The sequence below is a fragment of the Lentilactobacillus kisonensis DSM 19906 = JCM 15041 genome, from assembly GCF_001434135.1.
In the GTDB taxonomy this organism is placed as follows: Bacteria; Bacillota; Bacilli; order Lactobacillales; family Lactobacillaceae; genus Lentilactobacillus; species Lentilactobacillus kisonensis.
In genome coordinates, this window is the sequence record NZ_AZEB01000031.1 from 1 (window position 1) to 26,605 (window position 26,605).

24 protein-coding genes are annotated in these 26,605 nt (G+C 41.6%); 20 read left to right on the plus strand and 4 right to left on the minus strand.

The window, feature by feature from the left end:
* Positions 1-787 (minus strand): MFS transporter (locus FC98_RS11790; protein ID WP_156637298.1); only part of this gene is annotated, 787 nt, incomplete at its 3' end.
* Between the two features lie 57 nt (positions 788-844).
* Between FC98_RS11790 and FC98_RS11795 the strand changes: the two genes are divergently transcribed.
* Complete coding sequence (locus tag FC98_RS11795) at positions 845-1,564, plus strand: class A sortase (protein WP_040471816.1); 720 nt, start codon at positions 845-847, stop codon at positions 1,562-1,564.
* Here the strand turns inward: FC98_RS11795 and FC98_RS11800 are convergent.
* On the minus strand, positions 1,561-2,028 hold the full coding sequence (locus FC98_RS11800) for a low molecular weight protein-tyrosine-phosphatase (RefSeq protein ID WP_054655832.1): 468 nt from the start codon (positions 2,026-2,028) through the stop codon (positions 1,561-1,563). The genes FC98_RS11795 and FC98_RS11800 overlap by 4 nt on opposite strands.
* A gap of 152 nt (positions 2,029-2,180) precedes the next feature.
* Here FC98_RS11800 and FC98_RS11805 point away from each other — a divergent pair, with 152 nt between their 5' ends.
* From FC98_RS11805 to FC98_RS11835, 7 genes are all read left to right on the plus strand, one after another.
* Complete coding sequence (locus FC98_RS11805; protein WP_008857620.1) at positions 2,181-2,948, plus strand: hypothetical protein; 768 nt, start codon at positions 2,181-2,183, stop codon at positions 2,946-2,948.
* Between the two features lie 55 nt (positions 2,949-3,003).
* On the plus strand, positions 3,004-4,386 hold the full coding sequence (locus FC98_RS11810; RefSeq protein ID WP_056949620.1) for a UDP-N-acetylmuramoyl-tripeptide--D-alanyl-D-alanine ligase: 1,383 nt from the start codon (positions 3,004-3,006) through the stop codon (positions 4,384-4,386).
* Between the two features lie 193 nt (positions 4,387-4,579).
* Positions 4,580-6,106 (plus strand): degradosome RNA helicase CshA, encoded by a 1,527-nt coding sequence (gene cshA, locus FC98_RS11815; RefSeq protein ID WP_008857622.1) that lies wholly within the window; start codon positions 4,580-4,582, stop codon positions 6,104-6,106.
* A 587-nt stretch (positions 6,107-6,693) separates the two neighbouring features.
* On the plus strand, positions 6,694-7,053 hold the full coding sequence (acpS, locus tag FC98_RS11820; protein WP_008857623.1) for a holo-ACP synthase: 360 nt from the start codon (positions 6,694-6,696) through the stop codon (positions 7,051-7,053).
* A 4-nt stretch (positions 7,054-7,057) separates the two neighbouring features.
* The gene (gene alr, locus FC98_RS11825; protein ID WP_008857624.1) at positions 7,058-8,182 is read left to right on the plus strand and encodes an alanine racemase; all 1,125 of its coding nucleotides are present in this window, start codon (positions 7,058-7,060) and stop codon (positions 8,180-8,182) included.
* Between the two features lie 72 nt (positions 8,183-8,254).
* A complete protein-coding gene (locus tag FC98_RS11830) occupies positions 8,255-8,539 on the plus strand; it encodes a hypothetical protein (RefSeq protein WP_008857625.1) in 285 nt (94 codons plus the stop codon).
* Between the two features lie 8 nt (positions 8,540-8,547).
* Positions 8,548-8,928, plus strand: coding sequence for a type II toxin-antitoxin system PemK/MazF family toxin (locus FC98_RS11835; RefSeq protein WP_008857626.1), 381 nt, complete (start codon positions 8,548-8,550; stop codon positions 8,926-8,928).
* A gap of 235 nt (positions 8,929-9,163) precedes the next feature.
* Here FC98_RS11835 and cbpA read toward each other — a convergent pair whose 3' ends face one another.
* Together cbpA and FC98_RS11845 are read right to left on the minus strand one after the other, a co-directional pair.
* Positions 9,164-9,808 (minus strand): cyclic di-AMP binding protein CbpA, encoded by a 645-nt coding sequence (cbpA, locus tag FC98_RS11840; RefSeq protein ID WP_056949621.1) that lies wholly within the window; start codon positions 9,806-9,808, stop codon positions 9,164-9,166.
* A 385-nt stretch (positions 9,809-10,193) separates the two neighbouring features.
* A complete protein-coding gene (locus FC98_RS11845) occupies positions 10,194-11,156 on the minus strand; it encodes an L-lactate dehydrogenase (protein WP_008856925.1) in 963 nt (320 codons plus the stop codon).
* Positions 11,157-11,373: 217 nt separating this feature from the next.
* Between FC98_RS11845 and pth the strand changes: the two genes are divergently transcribed.
* The 12 genes from pth to lysS all read left to right on the plus strand — a co-directional run bounded on the left by pth (position 11,374) and on the right by lysS (position 26,531).
* A complete protein-coding gene (gene pth / locus FC98_RS11850; RefSeq protein ID WP_008856926.1) occupies positions 11,374-11,934 on the plus strand; it encodes an aminoacyl-tRNA hydrolase in 561 nt (186 codons plus the stop codon).
* Positions 11,935-11,950: 16 nt separating this feature from the next.
* The gene (mfd, locus tag FC98_RS11855) at positions 11,951-15,484 is read left to right on the plus strand and encodes a transcription-repair coupling factor (protein WP_420805295.1); all 3,534 of its coding nucleotides are present in this window, start codon (positions 11,951-11,953) and stop codon (positions 15,482-15,484) included.
* Entirely contained in the window at positions 15,474-17,057 is a 1,584-nt protein-coding gene (locus FC98_RS11860) for a putative polysaccharide biosynthesis protein (protein ID WP_056949622.1), read from the plus strand. The genes mfd and FC98_RS11860 overlap by 11 nt, the downstream gene beginning before the upstream one ends.
* Positions 17,047-17,319, plus strand: coding sequence for an RNA-binding S4 domain-containing protein (locus tag FC98_RS11865; protein ID WP_008856930.1), 273 nt, complete (start codon positions 17,047-17,049; stop codon positions 17,317-17,319). The genes FC98_RS11860 and FC98_RS11865 overlap by 11 nt, the downstream gene beginning before the upstream one ends.
* A 107-nt stretch (positions 17,320-17,426) precedes the next feature.
* On the plus strand, positions 17,427-17,837 hold the full coding sequence (locus tag FC98_RS11870) for an FtsB family cell division protein (RefSeq protein ID WP_008856931.1): 411 nt from the start codon (positions 17,427-17,429) through the stop codon (positions 17,835-17,837).
* Positions 17,838-18,042: 205 nt separating this feature from the next.
* Positions 18,043-18,519: a S1 domain-containing RNA-binding protein gene (locus tag FC98_RS11875; RefSeq protein ID WP_056949623.1), complete on the plus strand. Its 477-nt coding sequence runs from the start codon at positions 18,043-18,045 to the stop codon at positions 18,517-18,519.
* Positions 18,520-18,769: 250 nt separating this feature from the next.
* A complete protein-coding gene (tilS, locus tag FC98_RS11880) occupies positions 18,770-20,170 on the plus strand; it encodes a tRNA lysidine(34) synthetase TilS (protein WP_008856933.1) in 1,401 nt (466 codons plus the stop codon).
* A gap of 1 nt (position 20,171) precedes the next feature.
* Entirely contained in the window at positions 20,172-20,714 is a 543-nt protein-coding gene (gene hpt, locus FC98_RS11885; protein ID WP_008856934.1) for a hypoxanthine phosphoribosyltransferase, read from the plus strand.
* Between the two features lie 73 nt (positions 20,715-20,787).
* Positions 20,788-22,908 (plus strand): ATP-dependent zinc metalloprotease FtsH, encoded by a 2,121-nt coding sequence (ftsH, locus tag FC98_RS11890; RefSeq protein ID WP_008856935.1) that lies wholly within the window; start codon positions 20,788-20,790, stop codon positions 22,906-22,908.
* A gap of 77 nt (positions 22,909-22,985) precedes the next feature.
* Positions 22,986-23,888, plus strand: a complete 903-nt coding sequence (hslO, locus tag FC98_RS11895) for an Hsp33 family molecular chaperone HslO (RefSeq protein ID WP_008856936.1) — start codon at positions 22,986-22,988, stop codon at positions 23,886-23,888.
* An 80-nt stretch (positions 23,889-23,968) separates the two neighbouring features.
* Positions 23,969-24,976 (plus strand): tRNA dihydrouridine synthase DusB, encoded by a 1,008-nt coding sequence (gene dusB / locus FC98_RS11900; protein WP_056949624.1) that lies wholly within the window; start codon positions 23,969-23,971, stop codon positions 24,974-24,976.
* 49 nt (positions 24,977-25,025) lie between these two features.
* On the plus strand, positions 25,026-26,531 hold the full coding sequence (lysS, locus tag FC98_RS11905) for a lysine--tRNA ligase (protein WP_054655834.1): 1,506 nt from the start codon (positions 25,026-25,028) through the stop codon (positions 26,529-26,531).
* Positions 26,532-26,605: the final 74 nt, after the last annotated feature.

A 26,605-nucleotide genomic window follows, 5' to 3' on the forward strand; every position in this document is an offset into this window, starting at 1 on the left:
TTACTTGTCTAACAATTGTAGGGCACTTCAGGCTGTTATGCATGATTTGGCGAACATATAATGATAAAATTGGGACAATTGAGTTGTTGGCCGCCTGAATAATCATGGTTGTCACAAACATCCCAAAGACTAATTTAGCGTTGGCCAGTTCACCGACAACACCCCGGGTAGTTAACATTGCTGATTTCTTCGTTGTATGGAAATCCTCTTTAACAAAGACTGCCGTGACTAGGAAAACAAGGATAAATAAAAAGCCGGTTATAAAGAAAGTGAGCCGATAACTGAAAACTGACGCTAAGGTGCCGCCAAGTAAGGGACCAAATAACGCCCCGGAGACGTTTCCAGTTACTAATAGTCCCAACGCTTGACCACTGCGTCTCTTGGGTACTTGGGTTGCAATGAGGGCGTTGGCGTTGCTAATATAGCCCGAAAAGACACCTTGCAGTAGTCTTAAGCCAATGAGTTGCCAAACGTTCATTACAAGGCCCATCAAGATAAACACGATTGCCATTCCAGCTGAGGCTCTAACTAGCATGAGTTTGCGGCCAGTTCGGTCAGCCATCTTGCCCCAAAGTGGTGAGGCTAGCGCAGTCACAAAGTAGCTGGCAGCAAATGCTAATCCACTATATAAGCTTAATTCAGCGCGGGTGAAGTTTCCCAGCGAGTCAACGTATAGTGAGAGAAATGGCATGACCTCGCTGAAGCCAATTCCAGCCATGAACGTTCCAAACCATAGGACCCTTAAGTTTCGTTGCCAGGAATTTGGTGTGAGTTTATTTTTTGCCAATTATGGTTTCACTCCTCATCATTTTGTATTGAAAACTACTCATCAATGGAGGTAAGTATGAAAAAAGGATCAGTCAAAAAGATCATTTTAAATAGTATCTTTGTGGTACTTATTTTGGTTGCATTAGTCATGATTTTTAACCGGCCAATTAAAAACGAAATGATCAAGTCTTACCAGCCGAAGATAACCAAACAGATGGTTGAAAGGACGCAAACGCGACAAAAGAATCAGACCAAACGGCATGCTAATAATGTGAGTTATAATTTCAAAAAGGTGAAGTCACTTGACTTTGAAACGGCCTTGCGAGCCCGGATGAATACGCATCGATTAGAAGTAGTTGGTGAAATTCTGGTGCCAAAGTCGTCGATTCAGCTGCCAATTGGTCTCGGGGTTGCGAATTCGACCTTAGCGCTTGCGACGGGAACGATGCGGGCTGATCAGAAAATGGGAACTGGTAACTATCCGCTAGCAGGCCATCACATGGTTAATCGCCACGTCTTGTTTGGGCCACTATATTTTAAAACCAAGGTTGGTGATAATATCTATCTAACAGACATGAAGCGGGTGTATCATTACAGGGTCTATCAGCGGACCTTTATCGCTGCAACTCGGGTAGATGTTGTTAAACAGACCAAGCGGCCGATTGTCACGTTGATTACCTGTGACGCCACGGGTGCTGGTCGGTTGATGATTCGAGGTAAGCTTGTTAACAAGTACGTGATTGACCAGGCGACGCCAAAATTAAAACGAGCCCTTTTGAGGCCCGCCAATAATTAAAGAAGATTTGCCTTGATATAATCCAGCCACTTTGGTAATGATTCCGACAACTGGGCATAGGTCCTCCCAAACTTGTGGTCATACCATGGATCAGGAATATCCTCGCCCATTTTACCAGGGACAATGTCAAAGCAGAGATGAATTTTTGACTTGTCAAGTTCAGGGGACAGTTGCTTGAGGTAATGAATGTTTTGGCTGTCCATACAAATAATTAAATCTGAACGATCAAAGTCTTGTGGACTAATCGGCCTTGAAACCATCCCAGAATAATCCAGACCGTGCTTTGCCATTTCTGCTTGAGCCCCTGGGTGTGGCGGATTTCCCTGTTCCTCGCTGCTAATCCCAGCAGAGTCAACGTGAATTTGCTGATCAAGGTTGGCATCCTTAACCATCTTTTTAAAAAGGGCCTCTGCCATTGGGGAGCGACAAATATTTCCTAGACAAACAAATAAAACGTTAGTCATTATTTTAACCTCGTTGTTATTATAATATTACTCATAATGGTAACAACTATTAGTCAAAAGGGCAAACATATTCATTTTTAGCGGCTAGTTACAGACATCCGTTCAAAAGGGGAGTACAATAAAAATAGAATTTTATATGGGGTAATGACACAATGAAGGGCAATTTCATTTTTATAAATACAAATCCGATTTCTAATATGATTTTATCTTCTGGGATCACTGCGGCGGATTTTATTAATGGTCTCGACCAGCTACCGGACAATATTATCCTGTTAAATAACGACGAGCAGGATGCGAATGGGTATAACTCGCATTCCAAGTTTAACTTGATCTTTGGTGCATCTGAAATCCGACAGTATTTGCTTAAAAATCCAACCGGGTCTAAGAAGTTTATTGATTTCGACGAGGAAGACAGCGTTAATAATTTATCGCCTTATGAAATTGCAGAATTATTGTATTTGGCTCACTTTGGAACCCCAATGGGGCGCCCATTTTCCTCGAAGTTGTTAAATCACTACATATACTTGACTCAAGATGATGGGACAATCCGGTCTTACTACCGGCGGTTTTCTGACTTTAACCATGTATTGGAGATTGCAGTTAAGCGTAATCTGCGGGAAACGCATAATACGTTGAGGGTCTTTTTACGACCGCTGGCAATCAAGGATATCGACAATGCAATTTTGATTGAATTAATTACCCGGGCTAATGATGGTTTATTCATTTTATTTGGCTCAATTAGGGAACGTAATCGAACGTACCACATCCCAATCAGGATCTTAAAAAATCCCGATCAAGTTTCAATTATTTTGAGAACTAAAACAATTATCGAAAACACAAATTACGTTGGGGATTTAAGTTATAATTTACAATCTTCGACCTGGAACTTAGAATGGCAAGATCAAGCAGCAGGTGTTTAGCTGTTTGATTTTTTGTTATAATTTGACTAACTATTCAAAATTGGAGCGCTAAATAATGAAAATGACGATTGGCGAAATTGCTTCTGCGATCAATGCCAAGGTAGATAATGTTCCAGAAGATTCATTAAAACAAGAGGTTGACGGCGTGTGTTTTGATAGCCGTAAGATGAAGCCAGGGCAACTATTTATCCCGCTTTCTGGCGACCATGATGGTCATGATTATATCGAGTCAGCTATTTCAAATGGGGCAGCGGCTACTCTGTGGTCAGCAGATAGGGTGAGCCGGTTGCCGATTGCGATTCCTGCACTCGTGGTGGCGGACCCACTGGCTTCTTTTCAAGAATTAAGTCGGTATTATTTATCAAAAATTAATCCGCGGGTCATTGCGATTACAGGCAGTAACGGTAAAACGACGACAAAGGATATGATTGCGTCAATTTTATCGAGTACCTTTCATGTTACCAAGACTCATGATAATTTTAATAACGAAATTGGGGTTCCCTATACGATTTTACAGATGGAATCCAACACGGAATTTCTTGTCGTAGAGATGGGGATGGATCGGCCTGGACAACTGGATTTCTTGTCTAAGCTAGTTCAACCAGACGTTGCGATTATCACGATGATCGGTGAAGCTCACATTGAATTCTTTGGGACCCGTGACAAAATTGCTGATGCGAAGATGGAAATTACCCATGGGCTAAAAGCGGATGGAATGCTAATTTATGACGGTGATGAACCATTACTTGCTGAGCGGGCAAAACATATTGAGACGATTAAGCGAACATTTGGCCGCCACGAAAGCAATGATATTTTCCCAACAGAAACAACCGATTCTAAATACCAGACAACGTTTAAGGTGAATCTATGGCCAGATGTTGAACTGACGCTGCCGATGATTGGCGACTATAATGTCAATAATGCCCTCGCAGCAATTTCCGTTGGTCAGGTATTCCAAATTCATCCAACCTTAATTGAAAAGAGTTTAGCCAAACTTGACTTAACTAAGAATCGAACGCAATGGTTAGTTGGGAAAAAGGGTGAAAAGATATTAAGTGACGTTTATAACTCAAACCCAACTGCGGCTAAGGAAGTGCTGACAGCATTTCAAGAAACGCCAACAAAGGGTAGGCGGATTGTTGTTTTAGGAGATATGTTAGAACTTGGCGCTCAGTCAAAGGCGATGCACGCGGGTTTGGCTGCCAATATTGATCCAAGCCAAATTGCAATGGTTTATCTGATTGGGAGTGATATGGCCGCGTTATATCAACGACTACAGCCGGTATTTGCTCCTGAGAATCTCCATCATTATGCTGCTGACCAATTGGATCAACTGACAACGGATCTTGACAGTCAGTTGGCCACTGATGATGAAGTAATGTTAAAAGCCAGTCATGGCCTTCATTTAGAGAACGTTGTTGCTAAATTAGTTAAATAGATTTTCATAGGCAACGACAGTTATTTTCAGAAACAACCCGTTTTCCTTGCGTAATATGGTCAAACGGTGTAAACTTAAAAAGTTATTTTGTAATAAACGATTTATGGTCAGGCTAATGACGCGTTGTGAGAAACGGATTTTTCTCAGTCAGTAGCGGAACCTTAATTGTTTCGATAATTAGGAGGAAACATATTTGAAGTTTAGTGAATTAGGATTATCAGACCGCTTACTATCAGCAATTTCCAGTAGTGGTTTTGAAGAAGCAACTCCGATCCAAGCTGAAACCATTCCAATGGTTTTAAAGGGTCAGGATGTTATTGGTCAGGCACAAACTGGAACGGGTAAGACGGCTGCATTTGGATTACCAATCTTGCAAAAGATTGATTTTGACAATCCCAATGTTCAAGCTCTGATTATTTCACCAACCAGAGAGCTTGCGATTCAGACGCAAGAAGAAATTTATCGACTTGGTAAGGACGAAAAAGCCCGGGTTCAAGTTGTTTATGGTGGCGCTGATATTCGTCGCCAGATCAACTCGTTAAAAGATCATCCACAAATTATCGTGGGAACTCCTGGACGACTTCTTGATCATATTCGTCGTCATACACTGAAGCTGGAACACATTAAGACGTTGGTTCTTGATGAAGCCGATGAAATGTTAGATATGGGATTCTTAGACGATATTGAAAGTATTATCAAACAAACCCCTGAAGAGAGACAAACACTTTTGTTCTCCGCAACCATGCCTGCTCAAATTAAGCGGGTTGGGGTTCAGTTTATGAAGGATCCCCAACAAGTTAAGATTAAGGCTAAAGAGTTAACGACGGACTTAATTGATCAATATTATGTTCGATTGAAAGAATACGAAAAGTTTGATACAATGACGCGTTTCTTTGACGTCCAAGACCCTGAAGTGATTCTTGTATTTTGTCGTACAAAGCGTCGGGTTGACGAAGTATCAAAAGGGTTAGAAGCACGTGGATATAAGGCTGCCGGACTTCATGGTGACTTAACCCAAGCTCGTCGTTCTCAGATTATGCAAGAATTTAAGCATGGCAAAATTGATATTTTAGTTGCGACTGATGTGGCTGCTCGTGGGATTGATATTTCTGGTGTTACTCACGTTTACAACTATGATATCCCGCAGGATCCAGATAGCTATGTTCATCGGGTCGGTCGTACCGGTCGTGCTGGGAAACATGGTGTTTCAATTACGTTTGCAACACCAAACGAAATGGATTACTTACGCGAAATTGAAAAGCTTACTAAGGTGCGGATGTTGCCTTTAAAGCCACCAACGGAACAAGAAGCTTTTGTCGGTCAATTAAATTCAGCAGAATCTGATATTGCTGATTTAATTCAAAAGACAAATACTGAAAAGTATGAAAAAATGGCTGACAAGCTTTTGGATGAGTATGAAGCAACTGACTTAGTTGCCGCATTATTAAATGATGTGACTCGAGATAATGTGAAGGTTAAGATTACCCCAGAACGGCCATTATCAAGACATCATGGCGGTGGCCATAATAGCCATCGTGGTGGTGGTCATTGGGGTGGTTCTCGTGGCCATAATAATCATAGAAATGGTGATCGGAACTCTGGCCGCAATCGCGGTCGAAGTAACGGTAGTCGTGACCGTGATCATGGTCATGGTGGTAAGCCTAGCAGCAAACGCTCAAACAGTGGCAATAAGCGCCGGTTTACGATTAAAAATTCATAAATTAATAATGGGTTAAAATGGATTGAAGCCTGGATGGTTTTAATCTCAAGGTTAACTTCAGAAACTGTAATTGTTCTTAATTTGGAATGGTTGCAGTTTTTTTGCTTTTAATCTGATAATTATCAGTAGGATCATCGTGTCTTCAAAGTGAGTTGGGGGTTGTTGAGAACTTTAACTTATGTATTAATGTAACGGCCTAAATTCGTTTATAGTGGATTGATTAAGCTCTTGGAGTTCGAAAATTTGATTTCAAGTTGATTCGAAAGATGTTAAAATGACGGTAGTTAAGTACATGAGCGGGTATCTTTAAAATACGTCTTACTGAGTTATGAAAGGAATATCCTTGTGAGGCTGGTAAATTTACGTTACGAGCCCACTTTTTGACGATTGCAAATTAGTTGTTTTGTAATTAGTTGATTTAAGAGTCTGCTTTTTTGGAGATCTGTCTCTTTTCATTGATGACGTTATGAGAGTGAGCTTAATCTGATTTGCTTTAAAAAAGCTTAAAATGAAGAAACGGTTTCGGTTGAATAGTCACGTTTTGTGGTATTATTGAGACTAACTTTTATGATTGATGAGGTTTTGAAATGATTGCCGGAATTGGAATTGATATTACTGAGATTGCAAGAATTAGAGCTGCAGTTAACAAAAACCACCATTTTATTGACCGGGTATTAACCCGAGATGAGATTTCACAATTGGATTTATTATCCGATAAAAGAAAGTTTGAATATATTGCTGGTCGTTTTTCGGCTAAAGAGTCATATTCTAAAGCGTATGGATCTGGGTTAGGAAAAAAAGTCAGATTTCAAGATTTAACGATTATCAATAATCAGGATGGCAAACCAATCGTGTACAATCATCCATTTGATGGTAATGCATTGGTGTCAATATCTCACACTGACAGTACAGTTGTAACTGAAGTTATTTTAGAGAACCGGGGGTAATATTATGGCAGTCGGAAAATTACGAAACGCCAAGGTGATTATCAATCAACGGGCAATATATGATAATTTAGCTAACACCAAAAGTCATCTTGAAGCAGGAACTGATTTATTTGTCGTTGTTAAAGCAGATGGCTATGGTCATGGCGCCATCCAAGTGGCTCGGATTGCTGAAAAAGCAGGGGCTAGTGGCTTTTGTGTTGCCTTGCTGGATGAAGCATTGGATCTTAGGCAAGCGGGCTTTAATGAGCCGATACTGGTTCTTGGAATCACGGACCCTCAATTTGTGACGATCGCGCGTGATAATCAGATCTCCCTTACAGTTAGCTCGACGGAATGGTTAAAGACGGCTGCAGACTTTTTGACTCAAGTTCCGTCCAGTGCAAAGCTTAATGTTCATTTGGCCTTAGACACGGGAATGGGGCGGATTGGATTTCAAACTGCTGAAGAGCTTAAGGCGGCCGTTCAGGTATTGAATGATTTTACGGCTGTCATTAATTTTGAAGGAATTTTTACGCATTTTGCAACGGCAGATAGTAAAAACAGTGATTACTTTAATTACCAGTATGATAACTTTAATAAATTAATGGCAGTGCTTGATAAGCGGCCACGGTATGTTCATGTTGCTAATTCAGCAACTAGTTTGTGGCACAAAGTTTGTGGTGGTAATATGATTCGCTTTGGTATCGGGACTTATGGGTTAAATCCATCTGGAACTGAAATTCCTGATTTACCATATGAACTTCATCCGGCAATGTCAGTTGTGGCCAGCTTAATTTACGTTAAGCTTGTTAAAAAGGGGAAATCAATTAGTTACGGCGCCACTTATACAACAAGTGCAGACGAATGGATTGGGACGATTCCGTTGGGATATGCCGATGGTATTCCACGAAAACTCCAAGGATTTTCGGTATTGGTAGACGGAAACTGGTGCCCGATTGTTGGCCGGGTTTGTATGGATCAGTTTATGATTAAGTTACCGAAGCGTTACGCATATGGTACCCCTGTGACGATTCTTGGTAAATCTAAGGATAAAACGATCACGGCAGATGATCTTGCTCAGTACTTAGGAACGATTAATTATGAGGTTATTTGTGGGTTTAGTCCCCGATTACGTAGAAAATATGAATAAGGGTACTGCTTTTCAAAGAATTCCATGGTATCATTGTAAAATGAAGTAATCTGGAATATAGGGGAAATTACGATGGATAAAGCAACTAATCAAAGGCATTTTTCAGTAATGATCGATGATAAAATTGCGGATCGGTTAGAGCAATTTTGTTCAACAGTTGGGGTATCCGAGAGTGCAGTCGTTGAAGTTGCTATTAATTATTTTTTTGACGACCCACAAATTATTAGCGGATTAATGAAGGGCTATCGTGAAATGGCCAGTCTGAACCGCGAAATTAGTCATGATTTTTCTTGTTGTGAAGAAGACGCTGATATTCATCTAACTCAGTATCGTCAAGGATTGCAAAATTTCCATTAGGTCAATAGATGACAATGGGAGGTGTGAAGGTGACCGACGTTACATTCAAACGTGGAGACATTTTTTACGCTGATCTTTCACCCGTAGTTGGTTCCGAACAAGGCGGAATGCGCCCTGTTTTGATTATTCAAAATGATATTGGTAATCATTACAGTCCAACCGTCATTGTTGCAGCAATTACTGCCAGGATTTCAAAGCCGAAAATGCCGACCCATGTTGGTATTTTAGCTGGTGACGGTATTGAGCGTGACTCAGTGATTTTACTAGAGCAAATCAGAACAATTGATAAGCAACGGTTAAAGGACAAGGTCACTCACTTGAATAATGCAATAATGGGTAAGGTTGACAAAGCGATTAAGATTAGCCTTGGACTCGGCAAAAACGAGTGAGAGATCGATACATAATAAGTAGGCTTACTAGGAATGACATGATCGATAAGTCATTGACAGTAGCCGTTTCCACAAACTAGCATATAATCATAAAATAGCAGCAGACGAAGTGATTGATTTTTCACGACGTCTGCTGCTATTTAACTTGAATTTTTAGAGCCATGATTAGGCGACAAATTAAGTGACGGCCTAATGGGCAACTTTATAATTACTCGGGGATGTACGGGTACGGCAACTATTTATTTTCTTCCTTTAAATTCTCTACTTCTGGTACCCGGAATTCTTTACGTTCTAGAGCAGCAATTATCCGGTTTAACCGATCCTGGTCAACTTCGGCTGGAAGGGTAAACATAATGCGATGAACTAGCTCGCCTTCCTGTGCGTCTAGTGAAATGACACTGGCAATGTTCGTATACTTTGTAATGATCTTAGCGATTTCTTCTAGGTCGCCACGTTCACCACCAGAAACGACTGTCAGGACGTAACTGCCAATATTAACGTTCCAGGACTGTGAGAGCATATCTAATAATCGGGTATGTGTTAAGATCCCGTAAAAGTTATTACGATCGTCTAAAACGGCGATGTAAGGGAGATCTTTGATTGAAAAAAATACTTGGAAGAAGGCTGAATTGACGTTAACAAACTTAGTAGCGTTTTTCAGCAAAGTTGTGACGGGCAACGACATATCACCGCCTCGTGATTTGTGACGATAAATGTGCATTTTGTAAATGTTTCCGCGGAAAATGGTGCCAGTCTCATCAAGAATTGGCACACAGCGATAGCCAGAATCTTCCAAGGTTTTGAGTGCTTCTTCTAAAGTAGCGTCTTCCTTAACGGTTACTAAACGTTCTTTAGGTTTCACAAGTGTTTTTAATAACATATTAATTCCTCCAACTTAACCTGTATACAATCATAATAACATATGGTTATTATGAAAAGTATCTTTATAGAAGGTTATTCTCATTAATATTTAAATAAATTAGAAAAGAGAGTAGAGTGAAACAGTTATATTCTAGAAGCTAACGGCATTGCCCCACGATTCTTCAATGGCACATTTGGACTCGGAGGAAGTGAGGGTGAGTGGTCAGTTAATGCTTTTCTCTTGCTCTTCATTTGGGGACTGCATGAAAAGTTCTATCCTGCCAAGATTTAAGGGTGGGCATATCTCGATCCTGGCAACCACCGGGTTTACACGATAATGGCGCAAAATAAAAAAGAATTGGTCACACAATTGCTTGACCAATTCCTTTCATTAATTTAATCAATTACTTTTCCAAGTTTGCCATACCATTCGTAAGGGTTTCTTTCAAAGTCTTTGCGGATGCTTGCATCTTGGCTTCCTCTTCGTCGCTCAATGGGACTTCAACGACATGGTCAATTCCTGAGCCATTAACAACGGCTGGAGAACCAATGTACAAGTCGTGGAGGCCATACTCACCATCAACTGGTGCACCAACAGGAAGAATTGTGTTTTCATCATGTAAAACAGCTTTAGAAATTCGCATTAAGGCAGTTGCAACACCGTAGAAGGTTGCGCCTTTGCGATTAATAATTTCGTAGGCTTTGTTACGCACGTCATCTTCAATCTTTGCTAAATCATCAGTTGATAATCCAGCACGTTTAGCAGCGGCTAAGAATGGTTCGCCACCAACGCGGGCTGCGGAGTATGCAGCAAATTCTGAATCACCATGTTCACCCATGATGTAAGCATCGATTGATTGTGGGTTAAGTTGTAACTTTTTAGCTAGCGCAACCTGTAGACGAGTTGTATCCAATGAAGTTCCGCTACCAAATACACGATCCTTAGGGAAACCAGAGAATTTCTGAGCAGCGTAAGTCAAGATATCAACAGGATTTGCAGCAACTAAAATAATTCCCTTAAATCCTGAGTCAACCAGTGGCTTGATGATGGCTTGCATGATCTTTAAGTTCTTGTTGACAAGATCTAGGCGAGTCTCACCAGGCTTTTGAGGGGCTCCAGCCGTGATAACTGCTAAGTCAGCATCGGCACAGTCTTTATAATCACCTGAATAAATATTCTTTGGGGCAGTGAACACTTGGGCATCTTCTAGGTCAAGTGCATCACCTTCAGTACGTTTCTTGATAACATCAACGATAACAAAATCTTCGGCAAGTCCCTGTTGCATCATTGCAAATGCGTATGATGAACCAACAGCGCCATCACCAATTAATGCAACTTTTTGACGGTTCTGAGCCAAACAAATCATCTCCAAAATTATATTTTCCTACTTGAAAAGTATACCATGCCACAGAATATTAGTTCAGACCTTTTTTCATTTTTAAACCACTTTTTCAGAAAATGACTTCTTATCATTTGCCAGCGTGGATATGATATAATTGGTGTGTTAAGTTAAATCTGACAACAGCTGAACGAAATGAGTTCAGCCTTTTGTGTTGGAAGAAATGTGAGGAATAAATAGTAAAATGAAAATGATCGTTGGATTAGGAAATATTGGCCCGCAATATGATCGGACAAGACATAATACTGGTTTTATGGTAGTTGAGCAATTTGCTCAAGCCCATGGAATTAATATTAAGACTCGCAAAATGAATGCCAAGTACGGGTCAGGGTTTATCAATAATGAAAAAGTGATTGTCGTTGAACCAACGACGTTTATGAATGATTCTGGCATTGCGGTTAAACCGCTGATGGATTACTTTGATATTCCGGTTGAAAACATTGCAATCGTTCATGACGATATGGATTTGCCGGTAGGGAAAATTCGAGTTAAGGATAAGGGATCAGCTGGTGGTCACAACGGGATTAAAAGTATCATTTATAACCTAGGAACTGAAAACTTTACTCGCGTCAGAGTAGGAACTGGGCATCCCGATAAAGCAAATAGTGTGGTCAACTACGTTCTAGGCAGATTCAGTAAGGATCAGGTTCCGGTATTCAAACAAGCTGCTGATCATGCAGTCAACGCGCTGGACGATTGGGTGGATGGCCTTACCATTTCAGATCTTGAGAATCGTTACAATTAGCGAAAGGACGATTGCCTTGCGATTAGATCAATTATTTACAAAAATGCCACAATACGCTGAACTTGTTTCAGGATTGAAGCCTCAGAGTCGGCAACTCGTTACTGGGATTGGCGGGTCCGCGCGAACGGTCTTAATTAACAACCTGATCAATTCAACCAAACGACCGATGATTATTGTTGTGGATACGCTCTTTCACGCTGATCAGCTCGTTAATGATTTGGCCAATATTATTGACGACAACCATTTGTTTGAATTTCCGGTTGAGGAAATGGGTGCTGCAGAATTGGCAACAAGTTCCCCAGAATATAAAGCACAGCGGGTTTTGGCCCTCAATCAATTGGCCAGTGGCAATCCAGCGGTTATTGTGACTTCCGTATCAGGAATTCGACGATTGGTGCCTGCCAAGAGTCAATTTATGGCCGCCAACTTGACCATTGATATGGATTCTGAGTATGACCTTGAAAAAATCAAATTACAGTTACATCAAATGGGTTACGTTTTTCAAAAGCTGGTGGCGGCCCCAGGGGATTTTTCAATTCGAGGGTCAATTTTAGATATCTTCCCATTAAATAATCAAGATCCAGTCCGGATTGATTTCTTTGACACTGAAGTCGACTCAATGCGGACTTTTGATGTCTCCAATCAACGAAGTATCAAACCAATTAAGCAGATTCAAATTTTGCCTGCCACTGATTTGCTGATGAATGACGATCAGCGGCGGCAAGTTGTCAAAAAGCTTCAGAAGCGACTGACTGCTGAACAGGCTAAGCTAGAAACTAAACAGGCTAAGAAGCTTGCTGACAATCTGGAACCCCAGATTATGGATCTCCAAAATGGCTTGCGAGACCCGAGGCTATTGTTGTTTGCTGACATGATTTACGATGGTAATTATTCGCTGCTGGATTATTTGGATGAAAATGGCATTGTGGTGTTCGATGATTATTCCAGAATAACGGATGCTGTTCGGCAATTGAGTGGCGACGATGATGAGTGGCTCGCTGATAAGATCAAGCACTTTGAAATTTTAAAAAAGACCAGTTACACCAATGATTTTAAGCAAGTATTTAAGAATAATACGCACGCTTCACTTATTTTATCCTTATTTCAAAAGGGACTGGGGCGGATGCGGTTAGACGCAATTGAGGACATCACGGTGCGACCGATGCAGCAATTCTTTTCGCAGATGCCCATGCTTAGAACTGAAATCAAACGGTGGCAAAAGCAGGATACGACCGTGATTATTATGGTCCAAGAGAAAAAGCGGCTGCAAAAGGTGGCTCAGACGCTATCGGATTTTGAAATTTCGGCAACCGAAACGGATCAAAACAATCTTTTGGCGCACCAAGTGCAACTGATTTCCGGAAATTTAGATAATGGATTTGAACTGCCAATTGCTAATTTGGTTGTGATTACCGAAAAAGAAATGTTTGGCACGGTGGTTAAGAAACGACCGCGACAGACGACGTTCAATAATGCGGAGCGAATTAAAAGCTATACTGACTTAAAGCCGGGGGATTATGTGGTCCATGTGAACCACGGAATTGGCCGATATGAAGGCATGCAAACGATGGAAGTCGACGGGAAGCATCAAGACTACCTGACGATTTCGTATCGGGATAGCGCCAAACTGTTTATTCCAGTTACCCAGTTGAACTTAATTCAAAAGTACGTTTCTTCAGAAGATAAACATCCACGGATCAATAAACTGGGTGGTGGTGAATGGGCGAAAACTAAGCGCAAAGTTGCCTCTAAAATTGAAGATATCGCCGATGAATTGATTGATTTGTATGCAAAACGGGGTTCTGAAAAGGGGTACGCCTTTCCACCAGATGATTCGCTTCAGGCGGAATTTGAAGCAAGTTTTCCGTACACCGAGACGCCTGACCAACTACGAAGCGCAACCGAGATCAAGCGGGATATGGAACGGCAACACCCAATGGATCGCTTATTGGTCGGAGACGTGGGCTACGGCAAGACTGAAGTTGCACTGCGGGCTGCTTTTAAAACAATTGAAGTTGGCAAGCAGGTTGCATTTCTCGTGCCCACCACAATTTTAGCTCAGCAGCATTATGAAACGATGTTAGACCGTTTCAGTGACTACCCAATTACCGTTCGGGTGCTTTCACGGTTTCAAACGAAGGCTCAAGTTAAGGAAACCTTAGCTGGTTTGAAGAATGGGACCGTTGATGTCGTCGTTGGCACTCACCGATTATTGTCGAAAGACGTTCATTTCAATGATTTAGGGCTCCTGATTATTGACGAGGAGCAACGGTTTGGCGTTAAGCATAAGGAACGGATCAAAGAGATGCGATCAGATGTTGATGTTTTGACATTAACGGCAACCCCTATTCCACGAACCTTGAATATGTCGATGATGGGTGTTCGTGATCTTTCAGTGATTGAAACGCCACCATCTAATCGGTATCCAATCCAAACCTATGTGATTGAACAGAATGCTGGCACTATCAGGGAAGCCATTGAACGAGAAATGGCTCGCGGTGGCCAGGTGTTTTATTTGCACAATCGAGTAGAAGATATTGAGCGAACGGTTGAACAAATTAGTGCCCTCGTACCAAGTGCTCGGGTTGGCTACATTCATGGGCAAATGTCTGAAAACCAAATGGAAGATATTCTTTATGATTTCATCAATGGTGAGTATGATGTGTTGGTTACAACGACGATCATCGAGACTGGTGTGGATATCCCAAACGTCAATACACTGTTTGTTGAAAACGCCGACCGGATGGGGCTGTCACAACTTTATCAACTACGTGGGCGGATCGGCCGAAGCAGTCGGGTTGCTTATTCATACTTTATGTATCAACCTAATAAAGTTTTAACTGAAATTGGTGAAAAACGGTTGGAAGCCATCCGTGACTTCACTGAGTTAGGGTCAGGATTTAAAATCGCGATGAGAGACCTTTCGATTCGGGGAGCTGGCAACTTACTTGGCAAACAGCAGCACGGGTTCGTTGATTCAGTTGGTTATGATTTATACACGCAAATGTTATCAGACGCGGTTGCTAAGAAACGCGGGAAAGACTTTGAATATAAAACTGACGCGACCATTGAGCTTGATTTAGAAGCATATTTGCCGAGTGACTATATTCAGGATAATCAACAAAAAATCGAAATATATAAACGAATTCGTCAAATTGAAAATCAAGATCAACTTACCGAGGTTAAGGATGACCTGATTGATCGTTTTGGTGATTATGGCGATTCGGTAGCTAATCTGTTAGACATTGCTGAGCTTAAGATGTATGCCGACTATGCATTGGTTGCAAAAATCCATCAACAAGCTCCTAAGGTGACGATGACCTTTTCTTCTAGGGCGAACGCAGAATTTGAAAGTAAGGAGCTCCTGGAGGCGATTTCTAAGACTAAGTTTCGAGCAACAATTAATACGGAAAACGAGACTTATTTGATTCAATTGACGGTTCAGCCTAACATGAAAAGTTGGTTACATCAGCTAGTTGCATTACTCAAGCAATTAACAAAAGCGCGTCATGCCCATCATGCGCATAAGGTAAGTAGCAATGAAAAGTAGATCAAGAAGAAAGCAAGTTTTGGCAGGGACGTTGTTACTGACGGTTGCATCGTTCATCGCTAAATTGCTAAGTGCCGTGTATCGAATTCCGTTTCAAAACATGGTTGGAAACATTGGGTTTTATGTATATCAACAAATTTATCCAATTTATGGCATTGGGATGACGTTTGCATTAACGGGGTTACCAGTTTTTATTTCAAAGCTTGTGGCTGATACGCCTAATGAAACTGATCAAATTGCAGTGATTCATCGCATTCAACTCATTTTGATGGTTGTCTGTGGAAGTGCCTTTTGTATATTACAATTTGGTGCAGGATACGTTGCGTTTAAGATGGCCGATCCTCATTTAACACCGGTTATTCGAGCGGTTAGCTGGATGTTTTTAGTCATTCCATTCTTATCTAGTTGGCGTGGTTATTTTCAGGGAAAGATGGATATGCGGCCAACTGCTTATTCTCAAGTAATTGAGCAGGTGGTTCGGGTAACGGTAATTTTGGTGGTTGCCTATTTGGCGACAAAATATTTTCTTGATCCATACAAAATGGGAACTTTAGCTATGACTTCAGCACCCATTGCTGGCATTGGTGCCATGATCGTTGTTGGCAGCTGGGTAAAAGCAGAAGCGGTGCCGCATTCTAGTGGGCAACTAATATATCGGGATTTGCTGAAAAGAGTTCTGCTGGAAGGGGGGACTATCTGTTTAGTTGCTGCGGTGATGCTGCTACTTCAATTAGTGGATTCCTTTACGGTGGTCGCTGGGCTACGGGATGCTGGTTACTCATTGATAGGGGCTCAAAATGTTAAGGGAATCTATGATCGCTCACAAACGTTGGTTCAACTGGGATTGGTTGTAAGCACGGCTTCCGTAACGGCAATTTTGCCAGGGCTTGTCGTTGCCCATAAGCAGGAACAGGCCTTAACCTTCGAACACATTGCAGTCACCAGTTTTCGAACAAATTTGGCATTGTCTTTAGCAATGAGCGTTGGTCTGTTTGCGTTAATGCCAGCAATTAACGAGCTGTTGTTTTCGTCTGGGCAGCTCAATTTAACGATTGGGACGTATTGTCTCAGTATTGTACTGGTGGCAGTATTACTTGTGTATAATACAATTCTACAGAGTCAAAACGTTTATTTGCCGATGATGGCAGTAATTATAATAGGTGTGATTGTTAAAATCGTGACTAATCGGGAACTCATTGAGATATTTGGTATCATTGGTGCAAGCTATTCAACGTTGGCGAGTTTAATCGTGATGCTGGGTTGTTTGATTATGATCACGGGTGATCGGCTTAAGGGGTTATTCTCTACTAGGCAATTTATCAAGCTCCTGGTAATCTTAAGTGTAATGGGTGGGAGTGTCTGGCTGGTTGCTGACTTGATAGGGATGCTTGGATTGGCATTAGGAGGTAGGCTGATATCACTGGTTATCGTCCTTATTTGCGTGCCGTTGGGCGTGCTTATCTTTTTTGGCGGCTGTAAGTTATTAAATGTGTTCACGATAAGAGAGTGGTTAGCGATTCCAATGGTAAGTCGATTTATAAAATTAAAAGGGGCAAATTCTAATGAGAATTGATAAATTTCTTAAAGTTTCTAGAATCATCAAACGGCGGTCTGTCGCAAAAGAAATTGCGGACAAGGGTCGAATCTTGATTAACGGCAAGGTTGCTAAGTCATCTTCTGATGTCAAATCAAACGATGAGATAACAATCAAGTTTGGTAATAAAACGCTAACGGTGTTAGTCAAGGAACTGCTGGATACGACTAAGAAGGACGATGCTCAGCGGATGTATGAGATAACTTCAGAAACGTATGAACGCGATTTTAAAAACGAATAATTAAATTAATCACAAAAATTAATAAAACCCCGAAATCTCATGTACAATATTGTATATAGTTGGTATAATTTGTAGTTAGAATGTGTGATTAAATCGGGGGATTTAGGATGACATCAAAACATAGTAAGATTAAAAAACTAGAAAACGACTTCACTCGTCGCCGCGAAATTGAGATGGACAACTCTCAAGCAGTGGCGGTCCTTAGTAATCGACGTAAAAAGCGGGCAATGTTTATCATTGGTGTTTTTGCGATTTTCGTAATTATTTTTGCCGTGCAAATTATTCGAGCGAAGGTTAACTATGCGGATGTTAATGTTCAGATTTCTCGCCAAGAAAAGAAGTATCACCAGCAAAAGACGACTAACAAGGTTTTGAATGCAAAAGTGGCCCAATTAAATGATAAGAGTTACGTTGAAAAAATCATTCGAGATCGTTATTACTACACCAAGCCTGGTGAGACGGTATATAGTTTCCCAAACCAAGCCCCAAAAGATGTGAACGATAACGACGCCGAGTAGCTGTTAGGCTGAGCAAAGTAGTAGGTTTTAATTGAGTACGAGATATAATTGAAGTGGTTAAGCGGCTTTTGCGTTTGCCACTTTGTTTTTTATGGTTAAATTCTTTTAGTAAGCATAGTGGGCAGCCACCTAAAATGGTTGTACCGATGAAAGTAAAATATGCTATACTTAAAACACTATCACAGTAGGAGGAACATATTTTTACATGGCAATTGAAGTTGGGAAAAAAGTTACTGGAAAAGTTTCAGGAATTACAAATTTTGGTGCATTTATTGATTTAGGTGACCATCGAACTGGATTAGTCCACATTAGTGAGGTTTCCGACGGATTTGTTAAAGATATTCATGATGTTTTGAAGGTTGGCGATGAGGTAACCGTTAAGGTACTTAAGATTGATGGAAGTAAGATTAGCCTGTCAATCCGTAAAGCATCTGATTCACATCATGAGGAGTCCTCCCATGAGGGTCACGGGCGTCACGAATCTCATGAGAATCATGATAGCCATGAACATCGTGGTGGTCATTCACATAATAGTTCTAATCATAATGCCCACTCAGGTAATCACCCAGAAAGTTTCGACGATATGATGTCTGGCTTTCTTAAGGAAAGTGAAGACCGATTATCAACGCTTCGAAAGAACACTGAAGGCAAGCGTGGCGGTCGTGGTGGCCGTCGCAGCTAAGCGGGAGATTTTATTTGTTGGTAGGTCAAAGCTATCGGATTTAGCAATATATGACTGAATAAAAGGGACCGGGGCACAAAACGTGAGTTTTCTGTCCTAGTCCTTTTATTTAGTGGGACAGCTCCGCAAAGCAAAAATCGGAATATAAGCACTGCCGAGAAATTCCAAAACTAGAAATTCCTCAGGTAGGAGACTGACACCTCGAGTGTTAATCACTCTGTGACATTACTTTCTTCATAGGAGGCATGGTTTGAACCTGCAAGTTGAGTTTAATAAATTAGTTGACCAACGCAATTGGTGGCGACCGGGAAGTAAAGTGGTTGTGGCGGTGTCAACGGGTGTTGATTCAATGACTTTGCTTCACCTCATCAACCACTTGAACCAAAATCGCCCAACGATTATTGTGGCATATGTTGATCACGAGCTGCGTGCGGCAAGTCAAACCGAAACGGCCTTTATCAAGCAATTTTGTCAATCCCATCACCTTAGATTAGTGACAACGAGTTGGCCTAAATCAGAGCACCCAACTAATGGGATCGAAGCAGCTGCGAGGGCTTTTCGATATGCATTTTTTAAGCAGGTGTTAGAAGAAAACGAGGCCAGCATTTTACTAACAGCCCATCACGGGGACGATTTAGCAGAAACGGTTCTCATGAAGCTTGCTCGTGGCGGTCAATTAACTTCTTTAATCGGAATTTCTGAGCAGCGTCAATTTGGAACAGCTCAAGTTATTCGGCCATTGTTACAATTTAGTAAGGACCAAATTCGAGCGTTCGCAGATACAAATCATTTACGGTGGTTTGAGGATGAAACAAATGACAGTTTGGCAATTGAACGAAACCGAATTCGCCACAAAGTCGTCCCACTGCTGAAACGGGAAAATTCACAGTTTCTCCGCCACGTGTTTGATTATTCTAGGCAGATTGAAACGGCAACAGCCTCTTTAAATGAGCTGATTGCTGCTGAAGCTGAGCGGCTTGTTAAGGGTGATCCAAAACAACTGGTCGTCGATCTCCATGCTTTGAACCAGCATTCAATTGAGGTTAAGCTTTCAATATTAAAATACCTGATGTTTAGCCGCCTTAAGATTACCGACATTTCGCTTCATCAGATTGATCAAGTTCTACAATTAATTGATAATGTTGATAAGCCACAAGCTGTAATTGAACTGGCAAACGATTGGCGAGTGATTAAGAGCTATCAACAGTTAATAATTACTAAAAAAAGCCTAAATCCACTTACAAATAATAAAAATGATCATCGATTTATGGTAGTATTAGATCGTTGGTATTCGGTTGATCGCAACTACCAGTTTGGTGTATTTTCAACTCGACCGCGACGATCACTGGTTAAAATAACCGAATTGGACTTGTTGGCTGCTGATCTGCCTTTAATTGCCAGGCCTCCCAAGCCAGGGGACAGGTTGGTACTTAAGGGTGGTGGCAGCCAAAAAGTCAGCCGAATTTTAATTAATGCAAAGGTGCCGAACCGAATCCGCAAGCAAACGTTAGTATTGGAGACCGCGCAACAGCAATTGTTGGCTGTGCTTGGTGTTAAACGGGTTTCAATTACCGGATCGGCCACTGATACAAAGAAATTATACTTAGCTGAATACAGTCAAATTAATTTGCCAAAGGGAAAAGGAATTTAAAATGGATAACGACATCTTAAAAGTTTTATACAGTCAAGCAGAGATCAAAGCGGCTTGTCAGCGGCTTGGAAAACAGATTCAAACTGAATATCAAGACAAATTTCCCGTTGTGGTTGGGGTCCTCAAAGGCGCCACTTTCTTCATGACGGATATCGTTAGAGCGGCAGATACATACATGCAAATTGATTTTATTGATGTATCCAGCTATCATGGTGGAACGGAATCGTCCGGAGATGTTCAGTTGATAACTGATATTACAACTGATGTTTCGGGAAGAGATGTTGTCATTGTTGAGGATATTGTCGATACTGGCCAGACGTTGAAGTTCTTACTAGATACTTTAAAGGCCCGTGGTGCTAAAACAATTAAAGTTTGTTCGTTGCTTGACAAACCGGCTAGAAGAACGGTTGATGCTCACGCTGACTACATCGGTTTTGAGGTTCCAAATGAGTTTGTAGTCGGCTATGGTTTAGATTACGATGAAAAGTATCGGAACCTACCGTACATCGGTGTATTGAAGCCAGAAATTTATACAAACAATTAATGGTCAAAAAAGGTCAATTGTGGTAGTATCTTGACTATCAACATGAAATAATTTTTTCTTGAGGAGGACGTTGATGAACTCGAATAAAAATGGGCTTTTTAGAAATAGTCTATTTTACATTGTCATATTCTTACTGGTAATGGGTGTTTTTTATTTCTTCAGTGGTAGTAATAACAACAACACACAATCACAAGAAATTCAATCCAGCCAATTTGTTAAGAATTTAAAAGATGACAAGGTAAAAAGCTTTTCAATTCAGCCTTCAGGTGGCGTCTATAAGATAACCGGTACTTATAGACAAGGTCAAAAGGCAAAGGTGGCAACTGGCTTTTTGATTGGTGGCAACCAAAGCCAATCAAAAGAGGTAACCAAATTTAGTACAACAGTTCTCGAGAATAACTCCTCAATTGCTGAAATCACCAAAGCCTCACAAGCTAATAATGTGAAAATGAACGCTAAGCCAGAAGAGTCGAGTGGCTTTTGGGTAAATCTCCTGGTTTACGTCCTACCGTTACTACTGTTTGTTTGGTTCTTCTACATGATGATGGGCCGAGCTGGCGGTCAAGGCGGCGGCAATGGTCGGGTAATGAACTTTGGTAAGTCCAAGGCCAAACCCGCTGATAGTAAGCAAAATAAGGTTCGATTCTCAGATGTTGCGGGTGAAGAGGAGGAAAAGCAAGAACTTGTTGAAGTTGTTGAATTCCTGAAAGATCCTCGTAAATTTACAACACTAGGAGCTACCATTCCACATGGTGTGTTACTTGAGGGGCCTCCTGGTACTGGTAAAACCTTGCTAGCCAAGGCGGTTGCCGGTGAAGCTGGCGTGCCATTTTACTCAATCTCTGGTTCTGATTTCGTTGAAATGTTTGTTGGTGTTGGGGCTAGCCGTGTTCGTGACTTGTTTGATCAAGCCAAAAAGGCTGCACCAGCCATCATCTTTATTGATGAAATTGATGCTGTAGGTCGACGTCGGGGTGCTGGTATGGGCGGCGGTCACGATGAACGTGAACAAACCCTTAACCAGTTGCTTGTTGAAATGGATGGGTTTAGTGGTAATGAAGGTGTCATCGTCATTGCCGCAACTAACCGAGCAGATGTTTTGGATCCAGCGTTAACTCGTCCTGGTCGTTTTGACCGGAAGATTTTAGTTGGTCGACCAGATATCAATGGCCGTGAAGCAATTTTGAAGGTTCATTCCAATAACAAGCCGTTAGCAAATGACGTTGATCTTCATGAGATTGCTAAGCAGACGCCTGGATTTGTTGGGGCTGATTTGGCAAACCTATTGAATGAAGCGGCATTATTAGCAGCTCGTCGAAATAAAACTCAAATTGATGCGAGCGATATTGACGAAGCTGAAGATCGGGTTATCGCCGGACCTGCTAAACGGAATCGGGTTATTTCCAAAGAGGAACGGGAAACTGTGGCTTACCATGAGGCCGGTCATACGGTTGTCGGTCTTGTCTTGAATGATGCTCGAGTGGTTCATAAAGTAACCATTGTCCCTCGTGGCCGGGCTGGCGGCTATGCCATCATGCTACCGCGAGAGGATCAACAGTTGATGTCTAAGAAGGATGCCATGGAGCAAATGGCAGGCCTGATGGGTGGTCGTGCCGCTGAAGAGATTATCTTCAAGTCACAGTCATCCGGTGCTTCTAACGATTTTGAGCAGGCGACTAACATTGCGCGGGCAATGGTCACCCAGTATGGGATGAGCAAGCGATTAGGACCAGTGCAGTTGGAAAATCCAGCTCAAGATACTTATGGCCCTCGATACTCGCAAGCAACGGCTGCAGCGGTTGACGACGAGGTTCGTCGATTAACTAATGAAGCCCACGAGACAGCTACTAAGATTATTGATGAGCACCGTGATAAGCACAAGCTGATTGCAGAAGCCCTTCTTAAGTATGAGACCCTTGATGAAAAGCAAATTCTGTCTCTTTGGAACACAGGTAAGATGCCTGAAAGTTCTAAGACTAACGAATTTCCAAGTGAACGGGCAGCAACTTTTGAAGAAGCTAAACGTGAATTGGAACGTAAAGAAGCAGAGCGTCAAGCTCAAATGGAGAAGGATCATACTCAGGGTGAGAAGTCTGATGACGATACCTCGGGTAATGCTGATCCAAGCGATGCTTCCAAGCCGGACAATCCAAGTGAAAATGACAATCATAATGATGATAATCAAGATGAGTAATAGTTGAATATTAAAAAATGAGTTTAGGGTGTTCGATATCTCTAAACTCGTTTTTATTATGAACGGAGTGTGATTTAATGAACGATTATTTAGTAAAGGCGACCACAACGGATGGTATGTTTAGAGCATATGCAATTACTGCACAGCAAATGGTTGCAACGGCGCAAGGGGATCACGATACCTGGGCTGCTTCCTCAGTTGCATTAGGAAGAACGTTAATTGCAACCACGATGTTGGCAACTTCAGTTAATAAAAATGATGAGGCCATTACAGTTAAAATTAATGGGCAGGGGCCAGCTGGTGAGATTGTGGCTGATGCCGACTCAAAGGGAAACGTCAAAGGATTTATTCACAATCCCCACGTTCAGCTTCCAAATGACGGCAAGCATCAGATGACTTCTGGTAAGGCTGTTGGGGTTAATGGCTTTTTGGAGGTTACTAAAACCTCTGAAGGTGAGGATCCTTATACCAGCTCAGTGCCATTAACTTCTGGGGAAATTGGTGATGATTTCACTTATTACTTGGCACAATCAGAACAGATTCCGTCAGCCGTTGGGGTCTCCGTTTTTGTTAACGGTGATGATATGATTGGTGCAGCTGGTGGGTACCTCATTCAGGCGCTTCCGGGTGCTAAAGACGAGGCTATTAACAAGGTAATTGACCATATTCAAGCAATGCCAGCAATTTCTGAGACGCTATTGGATGGCGAGGCTCCTGAAACAATTTTGGAGCAGGTATTTGGCAAAGGAAGCCTCCATTTCCTGACTAAGCTTCCGGTGGCGTTTTACTGTAATTGCTCAAAGATTAAGTTTGGGCGCGACCTGGAAGGCCTACCTGTAAGTCAGCTTGAAACTATGCTCAAGGAAGACAAAGGGATTGATGTTACTTGCAATTTCTGTGAATCGAAGTATCACTACAATGCCGACGAGCTGGCAACGATCATTGCCGCTGCTAAATCACGACCTAAAAAGACAAATTAATTATTACCAGAACAGAATTTGTGATAAGATAACTACCAGATTTTTATGATATGTGGAAAGCAAAACTTTGAGGTGAAATTATGGAATGGAAAATCGGTGATATCACAATCCCCAATCAAGTCGTCGTCGCTCCCATGGCTGGGGTAACTAATTCAGCATTCAGGATTATTTGTAAAGAATTCGGTGCTGGCTTAGTTGTTTGTGAAATGATTTCTGATCGTGGCATTATGTACAAAAATAAGAAAACCCTTGATATGATGTTTGTGGACCCAAGGGAGCATCCGATGAGTATTCAAATCTTTGGGGGTACCAAGGAAACACTTGTTGAAGCAGCTAAATTTGTTGACCAAAATACCGCTGCTGATATTATTGACATTAACATGGGCTGTCCAGTGAATAAGGTCGTTAAGACGGATGCGGGGGCTCGTTGGCTACTTGACCCCAATAAGGTGTATGAGATGGTTTCATACGTTACTGACGCGGTTAAAAAGCCAGTAACTGTCAAAATGCGGACTGGCTGGGATGAGGATCATATTTATGCCGTCGAGAATGCACTAGCTGCTCAACGGGCGGGGGCTGCTGCGCTTGCCATGCATGGCCGAACGAGAAAGCAGATGTATATGGGGCATGCTAACTGGGATATTCTGAAGCAGGTTGCCCACGAATTGGATATTCCGTTTATGGGTAATGGGGATGTTCGGACCCCTCAAGATGCTAAGAAGATGCTGGATGAAGTAGGCGCTGATGCAGTAATGATGGGCCGTGCGGTTGAAGGTAATCCATGGATTCTAAAGCAAACGGCGCATTATCTAGAAACTGGGGAATTATTGCCAGAACCAACGCCGGAGCAAAAAATTACAACGGCCAAGGAACATTTGCATCGCTTAGTTGAACTTAAAGGTGATTACGCTGGTTCGCATGAATTCCGTGGGCAAGCAAGTTACTATCTAAAAGGGATTTCGCATTCTGCTCGGACCAAGGTTGCTTTGGTTAATGCGGATGGTGAGCAGGCGATGGATGATATTTTTGACGATTTTTTGGAGAAAACTGCCGAAAGAAATGCCCGGCGCCACCAAATTGCCCAATAATTTTGTGTTATGATTATTTATAGCTTAATATCACCTAGGAGGTTTCACATTGGCGAAAGATAAAGAAATGAATGATCAAATGATTGTTCGTCGACAGAAAATGGATGAATTGCGTGAGGAAGGAATCGATCCTTTTGGTCATCGGTTTGTCCGTTCGCATCTTGCTCAACAGCTCCATGAGGAATTTGATGGTTTTGATAAAGACGATCTGATGGAGCAAGACAAGAAGGTTACCGTTGCTGGCAGAATGATTGCTAAACGCGGTAAAGGAAAAGTTGGCTTTGCTGATTTGAAGGATCGTACCGGAAAGATTCAAATCTATGTTCGTAAGGATATTGTTGGAGAAGATATTTACCACATTTTTAAGCGGTCTGATATTGGTGATCATTTGGGCATTACTGGCCAAATTATTAAGACTGATATGGGTGAATTGACGGTTCGAGCTGAGTCAGTCACTTTCTTGTCAAAGGCATTGCGGCCACTTCCAGATAAGTATCATGGTTTGAAGGATAAAGAACAACGTTATCGTCAGCGTTACCTGGACCTTATTTCAAATCAGGATAGTTTTGATCGCTTTCATAAACGTAGTAAGATTATTTCTGCTATTCGAAGCTATTTAGATTCTAATGATTATTTGGAAGTTGAGACACCGGTTTTACATAATCAAGCTGGTGGTGCCAATGCCCGGCCTTTCATTACTCATCATAATGCATTGAATATCGACCTTTATTTAAGAATTGCATTGGAGTTGCATTTGAAGCGGCTTATTGTCGGTGGCATGGAGCGCGTATATGAAATTGGCCGAGTCTTTAGAAACGAGGGAATGGATACTAGACATAACCCCGAATTTACGATGCTCGAGTCATACGTTGCTTACTACGATTTCCATGACGTTATGGATGAAACTGAAGGCATTTTAAAGGCTGCAGCTGCTTCTGTGACTGATGATAATGTTGTAACTTATCAGGGACATACAATTGATTTGAATAAGCCATTTAAGCGTCAACATATGGTTGATGCAATTAAAGAAGTAACCGGAATTGATTTCTGGAAGCCAATGTCTGACGAGGATGCCAAGAAGTTAGCTGATGAGCACCACGTTCACTATGAAAAATGGTGGAAAACTGGGCATATTATCAATGCGTTTTTTGAAGAAAAGGTTCAAGATACGCTTGAACAACCAACCTTTATTTACGGTCATCCCGTTGAAATTTCACCACTTGCTAAGAAAAATCACGATGATCCTAGGTTTACGGATAGGTTTGAGTTATATATCGTTGGCAATGAATTTGCAAATGCTTTCTCAGAGTTGAATGATCCTATTGACCAGAAGCAACGATTTGAAGCTCAAGTTAAGGAACGTCAAGAAGGCAATGATGAAGCTGAAGGAATTGATGAAGATTACGTTGAGGCTTTGGAATATGGAATGCCGCCAACGGGTGGATTAGGAATTGGAATCGATCGCTTAGTGATGTTGCTAACTGATGCACCATCAATTCGTGATGTTATTTTATTCCCAACTATGCGGCCTGATGATAATACGACAGCTGAATAAGTAGCTATACATCTAACATTCGTTAATAACGAATGTTTTTTATTTTACCCTTGACGGCAGCTGATTTTTTAGGT